The following is a 21,190-nucleotide window of genomic DNA, read 5'->3' on the forward strand; positions in this document are numbered from 1 at the left end:
TCGCGCTTGGTGAAAATGGGGGGCGTAATCCCGAACTGCACCGCGCGCGACTGCACGAACGACTTCGCGGCCTGAATCGATTCTTGCATCACGTCACCGAGCTTGCCGGTAATGGTCATGCGTCCCTTGCCTGGCACCATCACCGCTTCGATCGAGAGCAGTTCGCCGCCTACTTCCGTCCATGCCAGCCCAGTGGTCACGCCGACCAGGTCGTCGGCCTCGATTTCGCCGAAACGGTAGCGGCGGACGCCGGCGTACTTGCCGAGCGTTTTGCTGGTGAGATTGACGGATTTCTTCTTGCCGTCCTTGTCGGAAACGAGTTCCTTGACCGCCTTGCGCACCAGATTGGCGAGTTCGCGCTCCAGGTTGCGCACGCCGGATTCGCGCGTGTAATAGCGAATAACGTCGCGCAATGCGGAATCGGAGATCGTCCATTCCTCGGGCTTTAGGCCATGGGCTTCCAGCTGCTTCGGAAGCAGGTGGCGCCGGGCGATCTCGACCTTTTCATCCTCGGTGTAGCCGGCAATGCGAATGATTTCCATCCGGTCGAGCAGCGCCGGGGGCATGTTGAGGGTGTTGGCCGTCGTCACGAACATGACGTCCGACAGGTCGTAATCGACCTCCAGATAATGGTCGTTGAAGGTGTTGTTCTGCTCGGGGTCAAGCACCTCGAGCAAGGCGGAGGCCGGATCGCCGCGCCAGTCGTGGCCCATCTTGTCCACCTCGTCGAGAAGGAACAGCGGGTTCGAGCTCTTGGCCTTCTTCATGCCCTGAATGATCTTGCCCGGCATCGAGCCGATGTAGGTCCGCCGATGGCCGCGGATCTCGGCCTCGTCGCGCACGCCGCCCAGCGACATGCGCACGAAGTTGCGTCCCGTCGCGCGCGCCACCGACTTGCCGAGCGAAGTCTTGCCGACGCCCGGCGCGCCGACCAGGCACAGGATCGGGCCCTTCATCTTCTGGGCGCGCTGTTGGACCGCGAGATATTCGAGGATGCGCTCCTTGACCTTTTCCAGGCCGTAATGATCGGCGTCGAGCACCTCTTCGGCCTTGGCGATGTCGATCTTCACCTTGCTGCGCTTTTTCCAGGGAATGCTGAGCATCCAGTCGAGGTAATTGCGCACCACGGTGGCCTCGGCCGACATCGGGCTCATGGAGCGGAGCTTCTTCAGCTCGGCCATCGCCTTGTCGCGCGCTTCCTTGCTGAGACGCGTCTTCTTGATGCGCTCCTCGATCTCGGACGCTTCGTCGCGGCCGTCGTCGGTTTCGCCGAGTTCCTTTTGGATCGCCTTCAGCTGTTCGTTCAGATAGTACTCGCGCTGCGTCTTCTCCATCTGCCGCTTGACGCGGTTGCGAATCTTCTTCTCGACCTGAAGAACGCCGATCTCCGATTCCATATGGCCGAACACTTTTTCGAGCCGTTCGGTGATGGACTCGATTTCGAGGATTTCCTGCTTGTCCGGAATCTTGAGGGCCAGATGGGACGCGAGCGTGTCGGCGAGCTTGCTGCCGTTCTCGATCTGGTTGATGGACACGAGAACTTCGGGCGGAATCTTCTTGTTCAGCTTGATGTACTGCTCGAACTGGGAAATCACCGAGCGCGACAGCGCCTCGATTTCCTGCGCGTCCCCGCTCTTCTCCTCGATCAGGTCGGCTTCGGCCTGGAAGAAATTCGGATTCTCGACGAAGCGCTGGATGCGCGCGCGGCGCACGCCTTCGACCAGCACCTTGACGGTGCCGTCGGGAAGCTTGAGCAATTGCAGGACCGTGGAAACCGTGCCGACCCGGTAGATGTCGTCGACGCCGGGATCGTCCTGGGCGGCGTTCTTCTGGGCGACCAGCAGGATCTGCTTGTCGTCCTTCATCACGTCCTCGAGCGCCCGCACCGATTTCTCGCGCCCGACGAACAAGGGCACGATCATGTGCGGAAAGACGACGATGTCCCGCAGAGGCAGGATCGGAAAAACGTGGGCCTGGGATGTCACGGGGGTGGTCACGGGGTGTCCTTTTGCTTCCGGCTCGGGCGACGCGCCGCCAACAACGGCCTCGCATCACCGAGCTAAAGTGGGCTCGATCCTACCCAAGCGCAAGGGGAAACGCGGGCTGGAAGGCCTTGTTCGGCATGTATAACGATTCGGCCGGGGCGCGTTTGCCCGGTGCCGCCGGTTCGTGATTCGGGGAAAACCCTAAGCGGAAGTTTCGAGGTCGCCCCGACGCTCGGCGTAGATGTAGAGCGGCTGGGCCTTACCCTCGGCCACTTCGGCGCTGATAACCACTTCCTCGACGCCGGTGAAGCCGGGCAAGTCGAACATGGTTTCGAGGAGAATTCCTTCCATGATCGAGCGCAAGCCGCGCGCGCCGGTTTTGCGTTCGACCGCCCGCTTGGCGATGGTTCCGAGCGCGGGATCGGAGAATGTGAGTCGCACCCCTTCCATCTCGAACAGGCGCTGATATTGCTTGACCAGGGCGTTCTTGGGCTTGGTCAGAATATCGATCAGGGCCTTTTCGTCGAGGTCCTCGAGGGTGGCGATGACCGGCAGCCGGCCGATGAATTCCGGAATCAGTCCGTACTTGAGCAGATCTTCGGGCTCGACGTCGCGCAGGACTTCGCCCTGGCGGCGGTCGTCGGAAGACCGCACGTCCGCGCCGAATCCGATCGACGTGCCCCGGCCGCGCGCCGAGATGATCTTCTCCAGCCCGGAAAAGGCGCCGCCGCAGACGAACAGGATATTGGTGGTGTCGACCTGCAGGAACTCCTGCTGCGGGTGCTTGCGCCCACCCTGCGGGGGCACGCTGGCGATGGTGCCCTCCATGATCTTGAGCAGGGCTTGCTGCACGCCTTCGCCGGACACGTCGCGCGTGATCGACGGGTTGTCGGACTTGCGGGAAATCTTGTCGACTTCGTCGATGTAGACGATGCCGCGCTGCGCGCGCTCGACGTTGTAATCGGCGGCTTGCAATAGCTTGAGGATGATGTTCTCGACGTCCTCGCCGACGTATCCGGCTTCGGTCAGCGTCGTCGCGTCGGCCATGGTGAAGGGCACGTCGAGGATGCGCGCGAGCGTCTGCGCCAGCAGCGTCTTGCCGCTGCCGGTCGGGCCGATCAGCAGGATGTTCGACTTCGCCAGTTCCACGTCGTTGTTCTTGGAGCCGTGGTTGAGGCGCTTATAGTGGTTGTGCACCGCGACCGAGAGCACGCGCTTGGCGTACTGCTGGCCGATGACGTAGTCGTCCAAAACCTTGCAAATTTCGCGCGGGGTCGGGATGCCGTCGCCGGTCTTGACCAGGCTGGTCTTGTGCTCCTCGCGGATGATGTCCATGCACAGTTCGACGCACTCATCGCAGATGAAGACCGTCGGTCCCGCGATAAGCTTGCGAACTTCGTGCTGGCTCTTGCCGCAGAAGGAACAGTAGAGGGTGTTCTTGGAATCGCCGCTGCCGGTTTTGCTCATCACTCGCTTCCCCGCTCGTTTCTCGGGCGGTTGCCTCGATCCAACGCCAAGAGTTTAAGTTTAACGCCTGGCGTCGGACGGACACAATCCCGAAAAGAATGAAAATTCATATCGTTATCGGGCACGCTCGAATCGGAAGCCGGTGCGCTTCCGCTACATAAGAAATTGACGAGAAAATCCTTAACGCAACCTTAATACCGGCACTGTGTCGGAAAATGCACGGAAAAACCCGATAAATCGCCGGAAACAGGGGTATAGACGAGGGGTTAAGCCTTAGGACGATCGTCGGATTTGGCAGCACTTTCCGCGGTTTGCGACGGCAGCGGGGGGCGACTGGTCACCACTTCATCGATAAGTCCGAATTGACGCGCTTCTTCCGGGGTCATGTAACGATCCCGGTCCATGGCCGGGCCGATTTCCTCGAACGGCTTGCCGGTATGGTGAGCATAAATTCGGTTCAATCGGTCGCGCAACGCCAAGATCTCGCGCGCGTGGATTTCGATGTCCGCCGCCTGCCCCTGCACGCCGCCCGAAGGCTGGTGGATCATGATGCGCGCGTTGGGCAGAGCAAAACGCTTGCCCTTGGCTCCGGCGCACAGCAAGAGCGAGCCCATCGACGCGGCTTGGCCGATGCACACCGTCGAAACGTCGGGGCGGATGTAGCGCATGGTGTCGTAGATGGCGAGGCCCGAGGTCACCACGCCGCCCGGGGAATTGATGTAGAACGCGATGTCCTTGTTCGGATTCTCGGATTCGAGGAAAAGAAGTTGCGCGCAAATCAGGCTGGAAACGCCGTCGTCCACGCCGCCGGTCATGAAAACGATCCGCTCCTTGAGCAGGCGCGAATAGATGTCATAAGCCCGCTCGCCCCGGTTGGTGCTCTCGACCACCATCGGAACGAGATAGTTCATGTAGGTTTCAAGCGGATTGCTCATTGCGCGGTGCCCTTGTCCTTAATATTCGCCTCGTCCGCCTGCCTTCGCCGAAGCGACGACGCTTCGGCTCCGCGCAGGCCGGCATCACTTAGCGGGTTTTTTCTTGGATGATGCCGGTTTCTTGGTCCCCTTCTCCGCCGCGCCGCCTTCATCGTCGTCCGGCTTGAGCAGCTCGTCGAGCGTGGCGGGCTTGTCGGTGACCTTGGCCATTTCCAGGATGAAATCCGTCACCTTGTCCTCGAGGATCGGACCCATCAGGCTCTGCATCGCCTCGGGATTCTTGCGGAAATGCTCGACCACGGCCTGTTCCTGGCCGGGGAAGCGCTGCGCCTGTTGGATCAAGGCCCGGTTGATGTCTTCCTGGCTGACTTGGATGTTATTGGCGCGTCCCACTTCCGCGAACAACAGCCCGAGTCGGACCCGCCGTTCGGCGATGGCGCGGAAGTCGGCCTTGTGCTCGTCGTCGGTCTTGTTTTTTTCCGCCTCGGTCATGGCTTCGGCGTTTCCGCCCTGGCCCTGCTTGGCCTGTTCGCGTTGCTGTTCGAATTGCTGCCAGATCGCATTGAACTCGTTTTCGACCATGGTCGGCGGCACCTCGAAATCGTGAGTGTCGCTGAGCCGGTCGAGGAGCTGGCGCTTGAGCCGCATGCGGGAAATTTCCTTGTATTCGCGCCCCTGCTCCTCGCGAATGCGTCCTTTGAGGGCCTCCAAATCGGCAAGCCCGACCGCCTTGGCCAGCGCGTCGTCGACGGTGGCCGGCTCGGAGAGCTGAACCTCCTTCACCGTCACCGCGAATTCCGCGTTCTTGCCGGCGAGATCCTCGGCGGCATAGTCCTTGGGAAATGCGATCTTAACCGTGAGGGTGGCGCCGCTCTTGGCGCCGATCAATTGCTCCTCGAATCCCGGCACGAAGCTGCCCGAGCCGAGTTCGAGCGAATAACCCTCGGCCTTGCCGCCGGGGAATTCCTTGCCGTCGACCTTGCCGACGAAATCGATCACGACCACGTCGCCCTTGGCGGCGGCGTGCCCGGCCGGCGCGGGCTTGGTCGACTTGCGACTTGCCGCGATGCGCTTGAGCGCCTCCTCGACTTTGGCTTCGTCGACAGGCACCACCATCCGTTCCAAGGACAGCTTGGAAAAATCCATCGGCTTGATGTCGGGCATTACGTCGAACGCCATCGTGTATTCGAGGTCCTTGCCTTCCCCGAACGCGGTGACTTCGATGCTCGGTTGCGTCGCGGGGCGGAGCCCGCGATCGGTCATCGCTTGGCGGCTGGAATCGTTGAGCGCGCGCTCGAGCACTTCGCCGCGCACGGCATCGCCGTATTTCCGCTTGAGGACGGCGATTGGCGCCTTGCCGGGACGAAAGCCGGGCAAATGGGCGTTGCGGGCGAGATCGCTCAAGCGGTCGCCGATCCGCGACTCGATTTCCTTGGCCGGCACGGCGATCTTGTATTCGCGCCTAAGGCCTTCCGCTTTGGTCTCTGTCACTTGCAACGTCATCGCGCGATCCTGAATTCCTGAAAGGGTCGATCAGCCTGCGCCGGGTCGTCCGTGTTCGGCCTGGCGGAGAGTGGTGCGGGCGGAGGGACTCGAACCCCCAAGACTTGCGTCACGGGAACCTAAATCCCGCGTGTCTACCAATTCCACCACGCCCGCCATGCCGGCGGGTATCGGGCCCGGGGCTAAGGCCGCGCGAACTTTATACCATCCCCCCCACCTGTCAACGCGACCCGGCGCGGCCAAAGGGCGGTATTTTCAGGATTTCAGGCTGCCGCGAACGCTCGCCGACACGCGCACCTCGCCGCGGTCGCTATAGGCCTCGTGATTGTCCTCAATGTCGCCGAGCCGATAGAGGTAATTGACCATAATGCCCGCCGATTGGGCCAAGCCCTTGGCCGAGGTGTCCGCCAGCCAGTTGATCCGCTCGAGCCTGGCGCCGTTGGTGAGGTGAAAATGGGCGACCGGATCGAGCGCTCGTTTGGCACCGGCCTTCTCGCGCGCCAGGTAACGGGCGCACAGCCGCAGCAACGGCTCGCGCAGCGCCTCGACACGCGCAGGGTCGGAAACCCAATCCTTGCCGCGCAACGCATTCGCGAGCGCGGCGGACGTTTCCGCCGCGATGCCGGCCTCTGTCATGCGGGCGATTTCCTCCGGCAGCAACAGAGCCGTTCCCTCGTCGCCTTTCACCCCCTCCAACCAAGCGAGGAACCCCGGAACCGGCGACAAGGTCGCGAACGTCTTGAGCCCCTTGAATTCGGCCGACAGGCTGTCCGCCACCCGCTTGATGAGGAATCCGCCGAAGCTGATGCCGGCAAGCCCCTTCTGCGCGTTGGAGATCGAATAGAAAATCGCCGTATCGGCGTCCCTGGGGTTCTGCACCGGCGCGGACTTGTCGAGCAGTTCGCCGACATTGTCAGCAAGCCCGTGAGTCAGCGCGACCTCGACGAAGATCAGGGGTTCGCTCGGCATGCGAGGATGAAAGAAGGCGAAGCAGCGACGGTCGGAATCGAGCCGGTTCTTAAGGTCCTCCCACCCGCCGATGGCATGCACCGCCTCGTAGGCGATCAGCTTTTCGAGCAGGGTCGCGGGCGCGGAATCCCAAGCGATCCGTTTCAGTTCGAGAAATCCGATGTCAAACCACGTCGCGAGCAATCCCTTGAGGTCGCGCTCGAGGGGCGCGAGCGTCGGCTCTTGCGGCAGGAAGCTCAATATTTCGGCGCGCATGTCGACCAGGAACTTGACCCCTTCGGGCAGTGCGTTGAATTGGGTGAGCAGGCGGAGCCGCGGGCTTTCCAGCACTTGGCGCAGGGCCGCCCTGGCGTCTTGCTGGGCCCTGCGGTCCGTGGCCGCCCGAAGCGCCCGGATCGCCTCGTCGATCGCGGCCGGATCGGGCTCGAAATCCTCGGCCATCACCGTGAGAAACCGTTTACGTCCGGTCGCGTCGAGGGCCAGATACGCGCGTCCGAGCGCGGCAGCGCGGGCGCGCGCGGAAACCTCCCCGCCACGCGATTCCAGGCATTCGCGCATCTGGCGCCGGACCCGGTCCAGGTCGCCGTCGGGCAGCTCGGGACGCAGGCTCGCGGTTTCGGCGCTGTAGCCGGAATCGGCGATACCGCGCCATACGTCCTTGAGATTGGCGATCGCCTTGGAAAGAAAGGTGCGCGTGAGCGGTTCGTTCATGATTTCTATTTGGCCCAATTACTACAATCGACAAGGACCGATCGCATTATCCCTCGATGGGCGCGAGCAGGCGCCGTATCACCCCCGGCAAGGCCTCGGGGATATCTTCGGCGATCAGCCCGATGCCGAGCCCGCGCGCGGCTTCGCCGTGCAGCCAGACGGCGGCGGCGGCGGCCAGGAACGGATCCATGCCCTGGGCCAGCAGGCCGAGAACGATCCCCGACAACACGTCTCCGCTGCCGGCGGTTGCGAGTGTCGGCGGCGCGTTGCCGTTGATGACGGCCTGCCCGTCGGGCGCCGCGATGACCGTGTCCGGGCCCTTTAGAACCAAAATCGCGCCCGTGGCCGCCGCTGCCGCTCGCGCCCGCGAAAGCTTATCCCCCTTTATGTCGAAAAGGCGTGCGAATTCTCCCTCGTGCGGGGTCATGACGCACGGTCCGCGAACGGCACGGGTCAATTCGCGGCGACGCCCCGCGAACGAGGTCAAGGCGTCGGCGTCCAATACCACGGTTCGCCGGGTACGGAGCGCTTCCAGAACCCGGCGCCGGGTCGTGGTTCCGACGCCATTGCCGGGACCGATCAGCACGGCGTTGCGGCGCGGATCGCGGACCAACTTGCGAAAATCCGTCTCGCCCCGGACTCCGGAACGCAACGGCACCACGACCACGCCCGGCGCTCCGACCAGATAGACAGACAGTGCCCGGGCGAGCGCCGCGATCATTGCGTAACCGGTCCCGACGCGGCGCGCGCCCTGGGCGGCCAGGCGCGCCGCCCCGGTCATGACGTCGCCACCGACGATGACCGCGTTGCCGCGCCGGTATTTGTTGTCGCTCCATGCGGGTCTCGGCAAGGCGTCGAGCCACAGCTCGGGATCGTTGACGGAGGTTTTGGGCTGGATGTCGCGCAGAACCGTATCCGGAATTCCGATGTCCTCGACCGCCACCTCGCCGCAACGCTCGCGTCCGGGAAACAACAGGTGCCCCGGCTTGCGGCGGAAGAAGGTCACCGTCAGGGACGCCGTCGGGGCGATGCCCCGGATCGCGCCGGTGTCGCTGTCCACCCCGCTCGGGATGTCGATCGCGACGCACGCCAGATTTTTGTCGGCGAGCGCGCGCAGCGTCTCGGCAGCAGCGCCCTCGACCGCCCGTGCCAATCCCGCGCCGAACAAGGCATCGACCGCCAGAGTCGTTCCGTCGAGAACCGAGGGCGACAAGGGCAGCACGTCGTCGGACCAGCGGGCGGCGTTGGCGGCGGCGTCGCCCGTGAGGGCATCGCGCGGACCGAGCAGGGCCACGCGCACTGGCCAGCCCATGTCCTTGAGCAGGCGCGCGACCACCAAGCCGTCGCCGCCGTTATTGCCGGGGCCGCACAGCACCGCGACCGCCTGGGGCGGAAAGCGGCGCCGGATATTGCGGACAACGGCGCCGCCCGCGTTTTCCATGAGCGCGAGCGAGGAAACGCCCGCCGCCTGCGCGAGCGCATCGGCGCGTCCCATTTCCTTGGCCGTGAGAAGGACCTGCTCCCACATGGATCACCGCCGATAGCCATCATAGGGTGTCGGTCGGGATCGGGAAACCCGGCCCGAGGGAGAAGACAAGAAGGGTGGGACGACCCCGGCCGGTGGTCTATCCTATCCCTTGCACGCAATCGGGGGGCGGCGTCGATCATGTCCTTTCGCCAAATCGTTTTCTTGGTGGTCGCTCTGCTGATCGCCGACGTGGCGCTGTTGACAGCATGGGAACTGGGCTACGCCGACTTCTTGTTGGCGGCCTTTCCCCAATACCAGCAATCCCGCACCCCTTCTCCGCTGGCCGATTTGATCGCCGACACGATAGTCGTCGGAATTCCAACCGTCATATTGGTGTTGCTGGTCGCTTGGGTGTTGGTCCAACAAAAGAAGATCAAGCGCGAACTGGCGCTTGGTCATGAGAGGCTCAACGACTTCACAAAATCGGCCTATGAATGGCTGTGGGAAATGGACGCGGACCTTCGCTTCCGGTTCTTTTCCGATCAGTTTCAGAAGGTAACCGGGGTCGACCCCGACACTTTTATCGGTCGCCGACGCGACGAGGTTGCTTCCGAGTCGATCGATTCGGAACATTGGCAGCGCCATTTCGACGATCTGGCCCATCGCCGCTCTTTCCGCAGGTTCGAGTATCGGCACATCGACGCCGCCGGTCGCGTCGTCTGGTTCAGCATCAGCGGCAATCCGATTTTCGAAGCCGACGGCACGTTTGCCGGCTACCGCGGCACCGGCAGCATCGTCACCGAGCGCAAACTGGCCGAACAGCGTCAGCGTGATGCCCAGGAATTGCTGCGCACCATCATCGACACCGTGCCGGCGATTGTGAACTTGAAAGACAGCCACGCGCGTTTTCTTTTGGTGAACCGGTATCAGACCGAGGCATACGGGATGGAAGCCGATCGCATGATCGGCCATACCCTGGAAGAGGTTCTAGGTGGGTCTCAAGGAAAAGAATTTACGGCCAATGACCTCGAGGTGCTCGCCTCTGGCCGTCCGATGTTGAACCGGGAAGTGGAATGGACAGACCGTTTCGGGCTCAAGCACGCCATGCTGGTGAGCAAAGTGCCATTGATGGACGAGTCGGGCAAACCGAAATACCTCGTTTCGGTCGCGCTCGACATTACCGACCGGCGCCGGATGGAGGAATCCGCCCAGCGGCTCATCGCCGCGATCGAATCCGCCCCTGAGCTATTCGTCCTCTATGATCCCGACGATCGGATCGTTGTGACCAACCAGAAGTTCCGCGATCTCAACCGGGCCGCGATCGGTTCGACCACCGTCGGTGCGACCTTCGAGGAACATATCCGCCGCATCGTCAAGGCCGGCCTGGTTCCGGAAGCGGAAGGCCGCGAGGAAGAATGGATCGCTTGGCGGCTGGAGCGCCATCGCCATCCGAGCGGCCCGTTCGAACTGCGGCGCCAGCGCGGGCAAACCCTGCGGATCGTCGAGCACCGTCTGCCCGACGGAAGCACCGTGACCATGTCGGCGGACGTGACCGAGTTGAAGCGGATCGAGGACGAGTTGCGCGCCGCCACGGCCGAGGCCGAATTCGCCAACCGGGCCAAGACCGAGTTCCTCGCCAACATGAGCCACGAACTGCGCACGCCGCTCAATTCGATCATCGGGTTCACCGACATTTTGATTAATCGGCGCTTCGGCCGGGACGACCCCCGGTACGATTCCTACCTCAAGGACGTGAACGACGCCGGGCGCGATCTCCTTCGTCTTATCAACGACGTTATCGATATTTCGCGCATCGAACGCGGCGTCCTGGTCCTGAGCGAGCGGACCATCGACGTGCCGCGCCTGATGACCGCCTGCTACCGGCTAGTGCTGGGACGGGCCCACGAAGCTCAGGTGCATCTCGAACTCGATTTGCCGAAGAACCTTCCCGCGCTGCATGCCGACGAGTTGCGCGTCAAGCAATCCTTGCTCAATATCCTGGGCAACGCGGTTAAGTTCACGCCCGAAGGGGGAAATATCTTTTTTGGCGCGTCGGTCGAGGCAGACGGCGGCATGACCTTCACGGTCAAGGATTCCGGGATCGGCATTCGCGCCGAAGAGCTACCCAAGGCGATGGCCATGTTCGGCCAAGCCGACGGGTCGCACGCGCGTCCGCACGACGGTGCCGGTCTCGGCCTGCCGCTGACCAAGAGTCTGATGGAACTGCACGGAGGTAAACTGGCGATCGACAGCACGCCGGGGGTCGGGACCACCGTGCGGCTGCAGTTCCCCAGTTCCCGTTCCGTCCGCGCATGATTTTTTCCCGTCATTTCGGAGGCCTTCGATGTTGATTTGGTCGCCCTTGTTCAACGCCCTTCACGCCTTGGCCGCGGTTATTTGGGTTGGCGGAATGTTTTTCGCCTACGTCATTCTCCGCCCGGCGGCGGACGCCTTGGAAGCGCCGCTGCGCCTATCTCTGTGGAACCGCGTCTTCGACCGTTTTCTGCTGTGGGTCTGGGCCACCGTGGCCGTGCTGCTGGCGTCGGGGTACTACGCGGTGTACGCCGATTTCGGAGGGTTCGCCCAGACCGGCCTGCACGTCACCATCATGCACGGCCTGGGCTGGACCATGATCGGGATTTTCGCGTTTCTTTATTTCATCCCCTTCCGGCGTTTCCGTGCCGCCGTCGCCGCCCAAGATTGGCCTTCGGCGGGCCGCCTATTGACCGTGATCCGCCGCATCGTCGCGTTCAATCTGATGCTTGGGCTGCTCACGGTCGCCGTCGGCGCCTCGGGTCGGTTATGGTGAGCGTAATGCCGGGATCCCGCCGCTTCCGCCGCCGCTCGCTGACAATCCGGGACGTCCGCATCGCGAAAAAAGATTCGCCGTTCAAGGGATATTTTCGGGTCGACCGTTACCGTCTGCGTCACCGCTTGTTCGAGGGCGGTTGGAGTACGCCCATGACCCGCGAAGTGTTCGAACGGGGGCATGCCGTCGGCGTGCTGCTCTACGATCCGGACCGGGACGTGGTGGTCCTGGTCGAGCAGTTCCGCATCGGCGCTTACGCCGTCCAGCCCGCGCTTCGCTTTCGCCGCCGGGTCTCGCCCTGGCTGATGGAAGTCGTCGCGGGCATCGTGGAAAAAGGCGAAAAGCCGGAAGACGTGGCCCGGCGGGAAGCGGTCGAGGAGGCCGGGTGCGAGATTCTCGATCTCGTTCACGCGCAAGACTATCTGGTATCGCCCGGGGGCTCCACCGAGAGCGTCATTTTGTATTGCGGCCGGGTCCGCGCGCCGCGCCACGGTTCGATTCACGGGATCGACGCCGAGCACGAGGACATCCGCGTTCATGTCGTGTCTTCGGCGCGGGCGCTCGCGTGGCTCGATTCCGGCTTGGCGTGCAACTCCATGATCGTCATTGCTCTGCAATGGTTCCGCGCGAACCGAGAGCGGCTCCGCGCGCGCTGGAAAAAGCCCGCGCGCGCTTGATCGCTTGGCCTCTCCTGTTTAATCTCCCCGGGCCACGCGAAATCGGAAACAATTTCATGCAAGTCCGCGACGGGTTTCTCGATACCATCGGCGACACGCCGCTGATTCGGCTGCGCCGCGCGTCCGAGGAAACCGGTTGCACCATCCTCGCCAAGGCCGAATTTCTCAACCCCGGCAGTTCGGTCAAGGATCGCGCGGCACTCGCCATCGTCCAGGACGCGGAACACAAGGGACTACTCAAACCGGGCGGCGTGATCGTCGAGGGCACCGCCGGCAATACCGGCATCGGGCTCGCCCTGGTCGGCAACGCGCGCGGCTACCGAACCGTCATCGTCATCCCCGAAACCCAAAGCCAGGAAAAGAAAGACATGCTGCGCCTGTGCGGCGCGGACCTGCGCGAGGTTCCGGCGGTGCCCTACAAGGATCCCAACAACTACGTTCATGTTTCGGAACGGCTGGCCCGCGAACTGGCGCAAAGCGAGCCCAGCGGCGCGATCTGGGCCAACCAATTCGACAATGTCGCCAACCGCGACGGACACTATCGCACCACCGGTCCCGAAATCTGGCGCCAGACCGACGGCCGTGTCGACGGCTTCATCTGCGCGGTCGGCACCGGCGGCACGCTCGCCGGCGTCGCCCAATTCCTGCGCGAAAAAAATCCGAAGATCGTCGTCGGCCTTGCCGATCCCCTCGGCGCCGCGCTCTATCACTACTACAAGCACGGCAGCCTCAAGGCCGAAGGCTCCTCGATCTCCGAAGGCATCGGGCAAGGACGCATCACCAAGAACCTGGAAGGCCTCAAGGTCGACGCGCCGTTCCAGATTCCCGATCCCGAATGGTTGCCGATCGTCTTCGACCTGCTCAAGTACGAAGGCTTGTGCGTCGGGGGATCGAGCGGCGTCAACGTCGCCGGCGCGATCCGACTCGCGCGCGAGATGGGACCGGGCCACACTATCGTTACACTGCTCTGCGATTACGGCACCCGCTACCAAAGCAAAATGTTCAACCCGAAATTTCTCCGCGCCCAAAAACTGCCGGTGCCGGATTGGTTGGATCGCGCGCCGTGACCTACGCCAATCCCCAGATTCTGATCTCGACCGAGGAGTTGGCCCGACAACTGTCGGCCCCCGATCTCCGCGTCGTGGACGCGACCACGTTCATGCCGGGCGTCAAGCGCGACGCGCGCAAGGAATTCGCGGAGGCCCACATTCCGGGAGCGGTTTATCTCGATGTGGAGGAAGTATCCGACCACAACTCGCCGCTGCCGCACATGCTGCCGAGCCCGGAACAGTTCTCGAGCCGGGTGCGTGCCCTCGGTCTCGGCGACGGCAACCGGATCGTGATCTACGATTCCAACGGCGGATTCCTGTCGGCGCACAGGATCTGGTGGATGTTCCGCGTCTTCGGCCACGAGGATGTCGCCGTTCTCGACGGCGGATTGCTGAAGTGGCGCCGGGAAAATCGCCCGCTGGTCGACACGCCGCCGGCGCCGCGTCCGCGCCATTTCACCGCCCGCATGGATCATACCCTGGTGCGAGATCTGGATTGGATGCGCGCCAACCTCTCGCGCCGGCGCGAGCAAGTGGTTGACGCGCGCAGTGCCGGCCGTTTCAAGGGAACCGATCCCGAACCGCGCTCGGGCTTGAAGGGCGGCCATATACCCGGAAGTCGAAATGTCCCCTTCTCGTCGATCCTCGATCCGTCGCGCGATTACGTGGTCCGGCCGGCAAACGAAATTGCGGCCGCCTTCGCGGCCGCCGGTGTCGACGTAACCAAACCGATCGTCGCCAGTTGCGGCTCGGGCATTACCGCCTGCACGCTGGCGTTCGGCCTTTATCTGATCGGGCACAAGCGCACGGCGATCTACGACGGGTCCTGGACCGAGTGGGGCGGGCGTGACGACGTCCCCATCGAAAAGTGAAGAAGAAAAAATCCCGCCGCCGCGATACGGTGCTGGCCCACGCCGGGCGCGATCCCACGGCCAACCACGGCATCGTCAATCCGCCGGTTTATCACGCCTCGACCGTCGTCTTCCCGACCGTCGCCAAGCTGGAGGCGTCCCAGGCCGCGCCCCTCGACCATATCCATTACGGCCGCTACGGCACGCCGACGACCATGGCGCTGGAAGAAGCCGTCGCCGCGCTCGAAGGCGGCGACAAGGCGATTTCGGTTCCCTCCGGGCTCTCGGCGATCGCCTGCGCGTTGCAAGCGTTCCTCAACACGGGCGATCATGTCCTGATCGTCGATTCGGTCTATTTCCCGACCCGCCGCCTATGCAATGGATTGCTCGCGGGCTGGGGCGTCGAGACGACCTTTTACGATCCGCTGATCGGGGCCGGGATCGGCGACATGATCCGGCCGAACACGCGGGTGGTGTTCGTGGAATCGCCGGGCTCGCTCACCTTCGAAGTGCAGGACGTTCCTGCCATCGCCAAGGCTGCCCACGCGCGCGGCGCGGTGACGATCATGGATAACACCTGGAGCGCGGGCTACTACTTCCAGCCGTTTGCCCATGGCGTCGACATCTCGATCCAGGCCGCGACCAAGTTCATCGCCGGGCATTCGGACGCCATGCTCGGCGTCATCACTGTGCGCGAAAAACTCTACGAACGAGTAAAAATGACCGCCGTCAATCTCGGCGTTTGCGCGGGCGTGGACGAATGCTATCTCGGCCTGCGCGGCCTGCGCTCGCTCGCGGCGCGCATGCCTCGGCACCAGGACAGCGGATTGAAACTCGCCCGCTGGCTGAAAACACGGCCGGAGGTGGCGCGCGTCCTTCATCCGGCGTTGCCCGAATGCCCCGGGCATAAGTACTGGAAACGCGATTTCACCGGCGCATCGGGCCTGTTCTCAGTGGTACTGAAACCGTTCCCGAAAAAAGCGGTCGCCGCCATGCTCGACGGGCTTGAACTGTTCGCCATGGGCTACAGCTGGGGCGGGTACGAAAGCCTGATCGTTCCGATTTACCCGGCCAAGGTGCGCAGCGCGACCCATTGGAATCACCCGGGTCCGGCCGTCCGGATTCATACCGGCCTCGAGGATCCCGACGACCTGATCGAGGATCTGGCGGCGGGTTTCAAACGCTTGGTTTCGGCCTGAAGGCCGCCGCCGCGGCGGAAACCACGAACAACCCCAACGCCGCGACGACGACGGCCGGGCCCGCCGGCAGATCGAGCACGACCGCACCGCTCAACCCCACGATCACCGCGCCGATGCCCGTTGACGCGGCCAATACCGCCATCGCTTCGGGCGTACGCGCGAAACGTCGCGCCGCCGCGGCCGGAATGATGAGCAAGCCGGTCACCAGGAGAATCCCGACCACTTTCATCGCCAACGCCACGGTCGTCGCCATCAGCAGCATGAATCCGATGCCGATCGCCCGCACCGACACCCCTTCGACCCGGGCCACATCCTCGTGGACCGTGACCGCGAGCAGCGGCCGCCAGAGCCCGACCAGGGCAACCAGAACGGCGGCGCCGAAACCGTAGACCGCCCACAAATCGCCCCGGGTCACCGCGAGAATGTCCCCGAACAAGTACGCCGTAAGATCGATGCGCGGCCCTTCGACCACAGCGACCGCGAGCAATCCGATCGACAACGTTCCGTGGGACAGTATCCCGAGCACGGTGTCGCCCGAAAAGCGCCTGCCTTCGCTCAAGAACACGAGCAGCACCGCGACCGCGGCGCAGACCGCGATGACCCCGATGGTGAAATCGACGCCGGCGATCAATCCGACGGCGACGCCGAGCAGCGCGGCATGGGCGAGCGTGTCGCCGAAATAAGCGAGCCGTCGCCAGACGACGAACGACCCCAACGGCCCGCTCAACACGGCGACGCCGATCCCGGCCGCCAGGGCGCGCCACAAAAAATCATCCATGAACGCCGGTTCCGATCTTGACCTTGGATTCGGCTTCGAGCGGCACTACGTCGCCGTGCGCGTCGTGCTGATGGTCGTGATGATGGTGATAGACGGCGAACGATTGGACCGCTTGGGGGCCGAACAGGGCGATGAACGCCGGATCGCGACTGACCGTTTCCGGATGGCCCGCGCAGCAGACATGGTGATTGAGGCACACCACCCGATTAGTCGCCGCCATCACCAGGTGCAGGTCGTGTGAAACCACCAGAGCTCCGCAATGCCGGCGCTCGCGGATGCGCGCGATCAGGCCGTAAAGCTCGGCTTGGCCCGCCACGTCGACACCCTGGACCGGCTCGTCGAGAACCAGCAATTCCGGTTCGCGCAACAGCGCGCGGGCAAGGAAAACGCGCTGCAATTCGCCGCTCGACAACTCTTGAATCGCCGCGTTCGCCAAATGCCCGGCCCCTATTTCGTCGAGGGCTGTGCGCACGCGGGCCCGGGCATCCGTGCCGGTCGCCAAGGCCAACCGAAGCAGCCGTTCGACGGTCAACGGCAAAGCCGGATCGATAATCATGCGTTGCGGCATGTAGCCGATGCGCAGCCCGGGTTTTCGTCGAACGATTCCGCGACTGGGGGGCACCAAGCCGAGCAGAACGCGCACCAACGTCGTCTTGCCCGCGCCGTTGGGCCCGATCAGAGCGACTACTTCGTCGGGCGCGACCGCCACCGACACGCGGCTGATGACGCGCCGCCCGCCGAGATCGACGTCGACGTCCGCAGCTTCGACCAGCGAGGCGCTCGCCGTCGCGTCAGCCATGACCGGCCTTCGCCGCCGGGCGCGCACGTGCCAAAAACAAAGAATCCGGCGGCATTTCCGTCGCCCGAACTTTCGATTTGGCGGCTGACGCCGCCGGAAGACATTCCGGGCAAAGCCCGATCGCTTCCACCGTCGGGCGCTCCAGGTAAAATCCTGCGGCCGCCGAGCCGTGGCGCATCGCCGCCTCGATGCGGCCGTCGGCCATCTCGGCGGCGCGGCCGCATTCGCGGCAAATCAGGAATTGCCCCGCGTGCGGCTCGCCCGGGCGATCGCAGCCGATGAACGCGTTCAGGCTTTCGATCCGGTGCACCAGGCCCTGGGTCTGCAGGAAATCGAGCGCCCGATAGACGGTCGGCGGCGCCGCGCTCGATCGCTCGCGCGCGAGCGCGCCGAGCAGGTCGTAGGCGCGCACCGGTCGGTGGCTGCGCCAAACCAACTCCAGCACCCGCCGGCGCAGTGCCGTCAGCCGCGAGCCCTTGCCGGCGCAGACCTTGGCCGCGCGGCCGAGCGCGGCCGCTACGCACCGGCGATGGTCGTGCTTCCCGCTCTTGAACGGGGGAATCGCGGGGGCGTGGGCGCGGACTCGGGCCATCGGTGGATTCGCTCGGGTTGACGTTTAGATGTTATCTTGTAACATCCTTCGGCGGCGATTTCATCGAAGATTTGATGCGAAGCATCATGACCCGGCTCGCCCTTCCCCTCGCCCTCCTCGTCGCGCTCGCCGCCGCACCCGCCGGCGCGCATCCGCATGTCTGGATCGATGGCCGCGCCAATTTTGTTTTCGATCCGGCCGGCCGTTTGACCGCGCTCGGCATTCATTGGGCGTTCGACGACTTGTACAGCGTATTCACCGTCCAGGGCCTGGATAAGAATCGCGACGGCAAGGTGGATGCGAACGAACTTGCGCCGATGGTCGCGGACATGCTCAAAAACCTTAAGGCCTAGGATTATTTCACGGTTCTTAACGTCGACGGCCAACCCAGCGGATTCGCCGCGCCGGTCGATGCGAACGCGGTTTATGAAAAGGGAATCCTGACGCTGCGTTTCACGTTGCCGCTGGCCGAGGCCGCGGACCCGCGCCGCTCGGATGTGACTTTCGCCATGTATGACCCCTCGTTTTACGTGGCGATCGAAGTCGCCGACAATCTATCCTTGACCTTCACGGGTTCGGCATCCGCCGATTGCACCGGCCGGATCAAGGAAAATACGCGCGAGGTCGAATCCAAATCCCTCTCCGAAGTCGTATTTCAGGACGCGACCGCCGCCAGCAGCATCGCGGCGGCTTACGCTCAATGGGTCGCGATTTCCTGCGGAAGACGATGACGTATCCCGGGGGCCTTTCCGCCGCCTTGCTGTGGGGGTTCCTGATCTTTTCCGGTTCCGCCTTGGCGCAAAGCGCGCCGCCTCATCCATTCGGTGCCGCTCCGCCACGCGCGGCGCCGGCCGTTACGGCGCCCGAGCCCGCTCGCGACGGAATCGTCGCGTTCCTGCGCCAACAGCAGAAGTCCATGCAAAAAAGCCTGGTCGATTCCTTGCGCCGGGCTCGGACCGAGGGATCGTTGCCGGCGTTTTTCGGCTTGGTGGTGGCGGGGTTCATCTACGGCGTTTTGCACGCGGCCGGGCCCGGCCACGGCAAGGCGATCATTTCGTCGTATATCTTCGCGGCTGGCGGCGGTTTGTGGCCGGCGATCCGTCTGTCGTTCCTGTCGGCCTTTGCCCAAGCGGTCACCGCCATCGTCCTGATCGGCACCCTTGTTCTTGTCCTCAATTTCACGGCAAGCCACGTGCGCGCGGCGACCGCGTGGCTCGAGTCCGCCGGCGCGATACTAATAACCTTCATCGGCGCCTGGATGACTTGGGGCGCGATTGCCGCGTTTCGCCGTCGGCGCGCCGGCGTGGCGCCTGGATGCGGCCATGCGGCGCACGCGCCCGACCCCGAGCATGGCCACGAACACGGCGAGGCTTGCGGCCACGAGGCGGTCCACGGCGCGGTTCGGGGCGTAATGAACACCGGCCGGATCGACCGCTCGGTGATTCTGGCCATCGGCCTCCGGCCCTGCAGCGGTGCCCTGCTGGTCCTGGTGTTCGGCCAGGCGATCGGGATGTTCGCCGCAGGCATGGCGGCCACCGTCGCCATGGCCGTGGGTACCGGTCTGACGGTCGCCGTTCTCGCCCTGCTGACGGTGATGTCGCGCCGTCTCGCGGAAAGGACCGCCTTGCGCCCGACCTGGACGGAGTGGGTCCATCTCAGCCTTGGCCTCGCCGGGTCCATGGCGGTGACCGCTCTCGGCTTGCTTCTGCTGCTGGCATCCGTGGACAGCGAAGGCGCCGGTTTCTGATCGGGCCGCGGTGCTGGGCGGGCGGCATGGGCGTTGACACAGAAATGTTATAATATAACATAACTGGCGTGATCCGCCCCTGTTCCGGTTTTTCTCCCGAGGTTTCCGCCATGTTCCGTTGGACCGTCTTCCTTTTGCTCGGTCTCGCGCCGGCGTTGCCGGTCCGGGCCGAAACCCCTCGGGTCGCGGTCTCGATTGCGCCGATCCACTCCCTCGTCGCCGGCGTTATGGAAGGCGTGGCGACGCCCGAACTCACGGTCAAGGGAGGTGCTTCGCCTCACACCTATGCGCTCAGACCGTCGGACGCAAAAATGCTCGCCGACGCGACGATCGTGTTTTGGGTCGGGAGAGACCTGGAGACTTTTCTCGTCAAGCCGCTCGCCGCCCTGGCCGGCAAGGCGAAGGTGGTGGAGTTGATCGAAACGCCGGGCCTTCGCCTGCTGCCCTATCGCAAGGGGGCGGCTTGGGTTTCATCCCACGGCCACGATCACGGGCACAGTCACGGACGGACGAATAAGGAAAAAGCGAAAAAAGTCGATCGGACGAATACGGCCGAACACGCGGATACGGACACGCACATTTGGCTCGCGCCCGCCAATGCAAGAATTCTCGCGGCGGCAATTGCCGATGTCCTGGCCGCGACCGACCCCGCCAACGCCGATCGCTATCGCGCCAACGGCCAAAAATTGAGCGAGCGGCTTACGGCGTTGGAATCGGAAATGACGGCCGCGCTGGCGCCGGTCCGGGGGCGACCCTTCGTGGTGTTTCACGACGCCTACCAATATCTCGAGGATGCGTTCGGATTGACCGCCCTCGGCGCGATCGCGGTCGCACCGGAAAAGCAACCGGGCCCGAAAGCGCTCGCCACCTTGCGCGGACGCATCAAATCGAGCGGTGCCCGGTGCATATTCCGCGAACCCCAGTTTCCGGGCAAACTCGCACAAACGGTGGCCGAGGGCACCGAGGCGCGAATCGCCGTCCTCGATCCCGAAGGGGGTATCGGAACGCCTGGCCCCGATCATTATTTCGATCTGATGCGCGCCAACGCGCGGGCGCTCGGCGAGTGCCTGGGCGGCGGTTGACAGGCTGAACCGGGCGTAGGACCTTTTGTCCATGCCCGACGATGTGTTTGCCGCAATCAAATTCGATTCATCCGGTCTGATTCCCGCCATCGCCCAGCAGCACGATACCGGCGAAGTGCTGATGATGGCGTGGATGAATCGCGACTCCGTAGCCGAAACCCTGCGAACCGGCCGGGTCGTATACTGGTCGCGCTCGCGCGGCAAGCTCTGGCGCAAGGGCGAAAGCAGTGGCCAGGAGCAAAAACTGATCGAGATGCGCGTCGATTGCGACGGCGATACGCTCCTGCTTTTGGTCGATCAGACCGGCGTCGCTTGCCACACCGGCCGGCGCAACTGCTTTTTCACCGCCATCCGCGGGGGCAAGCCGGTGGAGATCGCCAAGCCTTTGGTCGATCCGAAATCGCTTTACAAGGATTGAACGAGATCACGCCACCGCGCGCGCGGTGGCGGCGAGCGACGCCAGATATTGCTGGCGGCGGCGCATCAGGGCGTCGAGGGCGTCGAACGCGCGATCGTCGAGTTCGATAAATTGCGCGGCGAGCATCTCTTCGTTTCGCCGCAGGGCGCGG

General features: G+C 63.9%; 20 protein-coding genes and 1 tRNA gene. 11 read left to right on the plus strand and 10 right to left on the minus strand.

Annotation, left to right across the window (positions count from 1 at the left end):
* From FJ311_11810 to FJ311_11840, 7 genes are all read right to left on the minus strand, one after another.
* A partial coding sequence (locus FJ311_11810; protein ID MBM3952125.1) for an endopeptidase La occupies positions 1-1,997 on the minus strand: 1,997 nt, incomplete at its 3' end.
* A gap of 189 nt (positions 1,998-2,186) precedes the next feature.
* On the minus strand, positions 2,187-3,452 hold the full coding sequence (gene clpX, locus FJ311_11815; protein MBM3952126.1) for an ATP-dependent Clp protease ATP-binding subunit ClpX: 1,266 nt from the start codon (positions 3,450-3,452) through the stop codon (positions 2,187-2,189).
* A gap of 266 nt (positions 3,453-3,718) precedes the next feature.
* A complete protein-coding gene (gene clpP, locus FJ311_11820; GenBank protein MBM3952127.1) occupies positions 3,719-4,387 on the minus strand; it encodes an ATP-dependent Clp endopeptidase proteolytic subunit ClpP in 669 nt (222 codons plus the stop codon).
* A gap of 84 nt (positions 4,388-4,471) precedes the next feature.
* Positions 4,472-5,884 carry a trigger factor gene (locus tag FJ311_11825; GenBank protein ID MBM3952128.1) on the minus strand — a complete coding sequence of 471 codons (1,413 nt, stop codon included), beginning with the start codon at positions 5,882-5,884 and terminating at the stop codon, positions 4,472-4,474.
* Positions 5,885-5,961: 77 nt separating this feature from the next.
* Positions 5,962-6,046: transfer RNA gene (locus FJ311_11830), tRNA-Leu, on the minus strand.
* A 99-nt stretch (positions 6,047-6,145) separates the two neighbouring features.
* Positions 6,146-7,570, minus strand: coding sequence for a malonyl-CoA decarboxylase (locus FJ311_11835; GenBank protein ID MBM3952129.1), 1,425 nt, complete (start codon positions 7,568-7,570; stop codon positions 6,146-6,148).
* Positions 7,571-7,616: 46 nt separating this feature from the next.
* A complete protein-coding gene (locus FJ311_11840) occupies positions 7,617-9,098 on the minus strand; it encodes an NAD(P)H-hydrate dehydratase (GenBank protein ID MBM3952130.1) in 1,482 nt (493 codons plus the stop codon).
* 138 nt (positions 9,099-9,236) lie between these two features.
* Here FJ311_11840 and FJ311_11845 point away from each other — a divergent pair, with 138 nt between their 5' ends.
* Genes FJ311_11845 through metC form a run of 6 tightly spaced genes read left to right on the plus strand, consistent with a single transcriptional unit; the run spans position 9,237 to position 15,623 of the window.
* The gene (locus tag FJ311_11845; GenBank protein MBM3952131.1) at positions 9,237-11,354 is read left to right on the plus strand and encodes a PAS domain S-box protein; all 2,118 of its coding nucleotides are present in this window, start codon (positions 9,237-9,239) and stop codon (positions 11,352-11,354) included.
* 28 nt (positions 11,355-11,382) lie between these two features.
* Positions 11,383-11,847: a hypothetical protein gene (locus FJ311_11850; protein ID MBM3952132.1), complete on the plus strand. Its 465-nt coding sequence runs from the start codon at positions 11,383-11,385 to the stop codon at positions 11,845-11,847.
* Between the two features lie 5 nt (positions 11,848-11,852).
* Complete coding sequence (locus FJ311_11855) at positions 11,853-12,524, plus strand: NUDIX domain-containing protein (GenBank protein MBM3952133.1); 672 nt, start codon at positions 11,853-11,855, stop codon at positions 12,522-12,524.
* 56 nt (positions 12,525-12,580) lie between these two features.
* Positions 12,581-13,591: a cysteine synthase A gene (locus FJ311_11860; GenBank protein ID MBM3952134.1), complete on the plus strand. Its 1,011-nt coding sequence runs from the start codon at positions 12,581-12,583 to the stop codon at positions 13,589-13,591.
* Positions 13,588-14,445, plus strand: a complete 858-nt coding sequence (gene sseA, locus FJ311_11865) for a 3-mercaptopyruvate sulfurtransferase (protein ID MBM3952135.1) — start codon at positions 13,588-13,590, stop codon at positions 14,443-14,445. Before FJ311_11860 ends, sseA begins: the two co-directional genes overlap by 4 nt.
* The gene (gene metC / locus FJ311_11870) at positions 14,442-15,623 is read left to right on the plus strand and encodes a cystathionine beta-lyase (protein ID MBM3952136.1); all 1,182 of its coding nucleotides are present in this window, start codon (positions 14,442-14,444) and stop codon (positions 15,621-15,623) included. Before sseA ends, metC begins: the two co-directional genes overlap by 4 nt.
* Here metC and FJ311_11875 read toward each other — a convergent pair.
* The 3 genes from FJ311_11875 to FJ311_11885 are packed head-to-tail and all read right to left on the minus strand — an operon-like array spanning position 15,601 to position 17,792.
* Positions 15,601-16,401 carry a hypothetical protein gene (locus FJ311_11875; protein MBM3952137.1) on the minus strand — a complete coding sequence of 267 codons (801 nt, stop codon included), beginning with the start codon at positions 16,399-16,401 and terminating at the stop codon, positions 15,601-15,603. The two genes, metC and FJ311_11875, sit on opposite strands and share 23 nt — an antisense overlap.
* On the minus strand, positions 16,394-17,200 hold the full coding sequence (gene znuC, locus FJ311_11880; protein MBM3952138.1) for a zinc ABC transporter ATP-binding protein ZnuC: 807 nt from the start codon (positions 17,198-17,200) through the stop codon (positions 16,394-16,396). Before znuC ends, FJ311_11875 begins: the two co-directional genes overlap by 8 nt.
* Positions 17,193-17,792, minus strand: a complete 600-nt coding sequence (locus FJ311_11885) for a transcriptional repressor (GenBank protein MBM3952139.1) — start codon at positions 17,790-17,792, stop codon at positions 17,193-17,195. The genes znuC and FJ311_11885 overlap by 8 nt, the downstream gene beginning before the upstream one ends.
* A 2-nt stretch (positions 17,793-17,794) precedes the next feature.
* On the opposite strand from FJ311_11885, the gene FJ311_11890 reads away from it, so the two are divergent.
* The 5 genes from FJ311_11890 (at position 17,795) to hisI (ending at position 21,039) form a co-directional block, all read left to right on the plus strand.
* The gene (locus FJ311_11890) at positions 17,795-18,145 is read left to right on the plus strand and encodes a DUF1007 family protein (GenBank protein ID MBM3952140.1); all 351 of its coding nucleotides are present in this window, start codon (positions 17,795-17,797) and stop codon (positions 18,143-18,145) included.
* Between the two features lie 156 nt (positions 18,146-18,301).
* Positions 18,302-18,523, plus strand: coding sequence for a DUF1007 family protein (locus FJ311_11895; protein ID MBM3952141.1), 222 nt, complete (start codon positions 18,302-18,304; stop codon positions 18,521-18,523).
* Positions 18,493-19,539, plus strand: a complete 1,047-nt coding sequence (locus FJ311_11900) for a nickel/cobalt transporter (protein MBM3952142.1) — start codon at positions 18,493-18,495, stop codon at positions 19,537-19,539. The genes FJ311_11895 and FJ311_11900 overlap by 31 nt, the downstream gene beginning before the upstream one ends.
* A gap of 110 nt (positions 19,540-19,649) precedes the next feature.
* Complete coding sequence (locus FJ311_11905) at positions 19,650-20,621, plus strand: zinc ABC transporter substrate-binding protein (GenBank protein MBM3952143.1); 972 nt, start codon at positions 19,650-19,652, stop codon at positions 20,619-20,621.
* A 31-nt stretch (positions 20,622-20,652) separates the two neighbouring features.
* Complete coding sequence (gene hisI, locus FJ311_11910; protein ID MBM3952144.1) at positions 20,653-21,039, plus strand: phosphoribosyl-AMP cyclohydrolase; 387 nt, start codon at positions 20,653-20,655, stop codon at positions 21,037-21,039.
* Positions 21,040-21,190: the final 151 nt, after the last annotated feature.

This window comes from Rhodospirillales bacterium (assembly GCA_016872535.1).
In the GTDB taxonomy this organism is placed as follows: domain Bacteria; phylum Pseudomonadota; class Alphaproteobacteria; order Rhodospirillales; family 2-12-FULL-67-15; genus 2-12-FULL-67-15.

What these genes read in the sequence shown, in the direction of transcription:
- clpX (MBM3952126.1), bottom strand. Translation starts at nt 3,452, where the DNA reads ATGAGCAAAACCGGCAGCGGCGATTCCAAGAACACCCTCTACTGTTCC.
- clpP (MBM3952127.1), bottom strand. Translation starts at nt 4,387, where the DNA reads ATGAGCAATCCGCTTGAAACCTACATGAACTATCTCGTTCCGATGGTG.
- FJ311_11835 (MBM3952129.1), bottom strand. Translation starts at nt 7,570, where the DNA reads ATGAACGAACCGCTCACGCGCACCTTTCTTTCCAAGGCGATCGCCAAT.
- FJ311_11840 (MBM3952130.1), bottom strand. Translation starts at nt 9,098, where the DNA reads ATGTGGGAGCAGGTCCTTCTCACGGCCAAGGAAATGGGACGCGCCGAT.
- FJ311_11845 (MBM3952131.1), top strand. Translation starts at nt 9,237, where the DNA reads ATGTCCTTTCGCCAAATCGTTTTCTTGGTGGTCGCTCTGCTGATCGCC.
- FJ311_11850 (MBM3952132.1), top strand. Translation starts at nt 11,383, where the DNA reads ATGTTGATTTGGTCGCCCTTGTTCAACGCCCTTCACGCCTTGGCCGCG.
- FJ311_11855 (MBM3952133.1), top strand. Translation starts at nt 11,853, where the DNA reads ATGCCGGGATCCCGCCGCTTCCGCCGCCGCTCGCTGACAATCCGGGAC.
- FJ311_11860 (MBM3952134.1), top strand. Translation starts at nt 12,581, where the DNA reads ATGCAAGTCCGCGACGGGTTTCTCGATACCATCGGCGACACGCCGCTG.
- FJ311_11875 (MBM3952137.1), bottom strand. Translation starts at nt 16,401, where the DNA reads ATGGATGATTTTTTGTGGCGCGCCCTGGCGGCCGGGATCGGCGTCGCC.
- znuC (MBM3952138.1), bottom strand. Translation starts at nt 17,200, where the DNA reads ATGGCTGACGCGACGGCGAGCGCCTCGCTGGTCGAAGCTGCGGACGTC.
- FJ311_11885 (MBM3952139.1), bottom strand. Translation starts at nt 17,792, where the DNA reads ATGGCCCGAGTCCGCGCCCACGCCCCCGCGATTCCCCCGTTCAAGAGC.
- FJ311_11895 (MBM3952141.1), top strand. Translation starts at nt 18,302, where the DNA reads ATGTATGACCCCTCGTTTTACGTGGCGATCGAAGTCGCCGACAATCTA.
- FJ311_11900 (MBM3952142.1), top strand. Translation starts at nt 18,493, where the DNA reads ATGGGTCGCGATTTCCTGCGGAAGACGATGACGTATCCCGGGGGCCTT.
- FJ311_11905 (MBM3952143.1), top strand. Translation starts at nt 19,650, where the DNA reads ATGTTCCGTTGGACCGTCTTCCTTTTGCTCGGTCTCGCGCCGGCGTTG.
- hisI (MBM3952144.1), top strand. Translation starts at nt 20,653, where the DNA reads ATGCCCGACGATGTGTTTGCCGCAATCAAATTCGATTCATCCGGTCTG.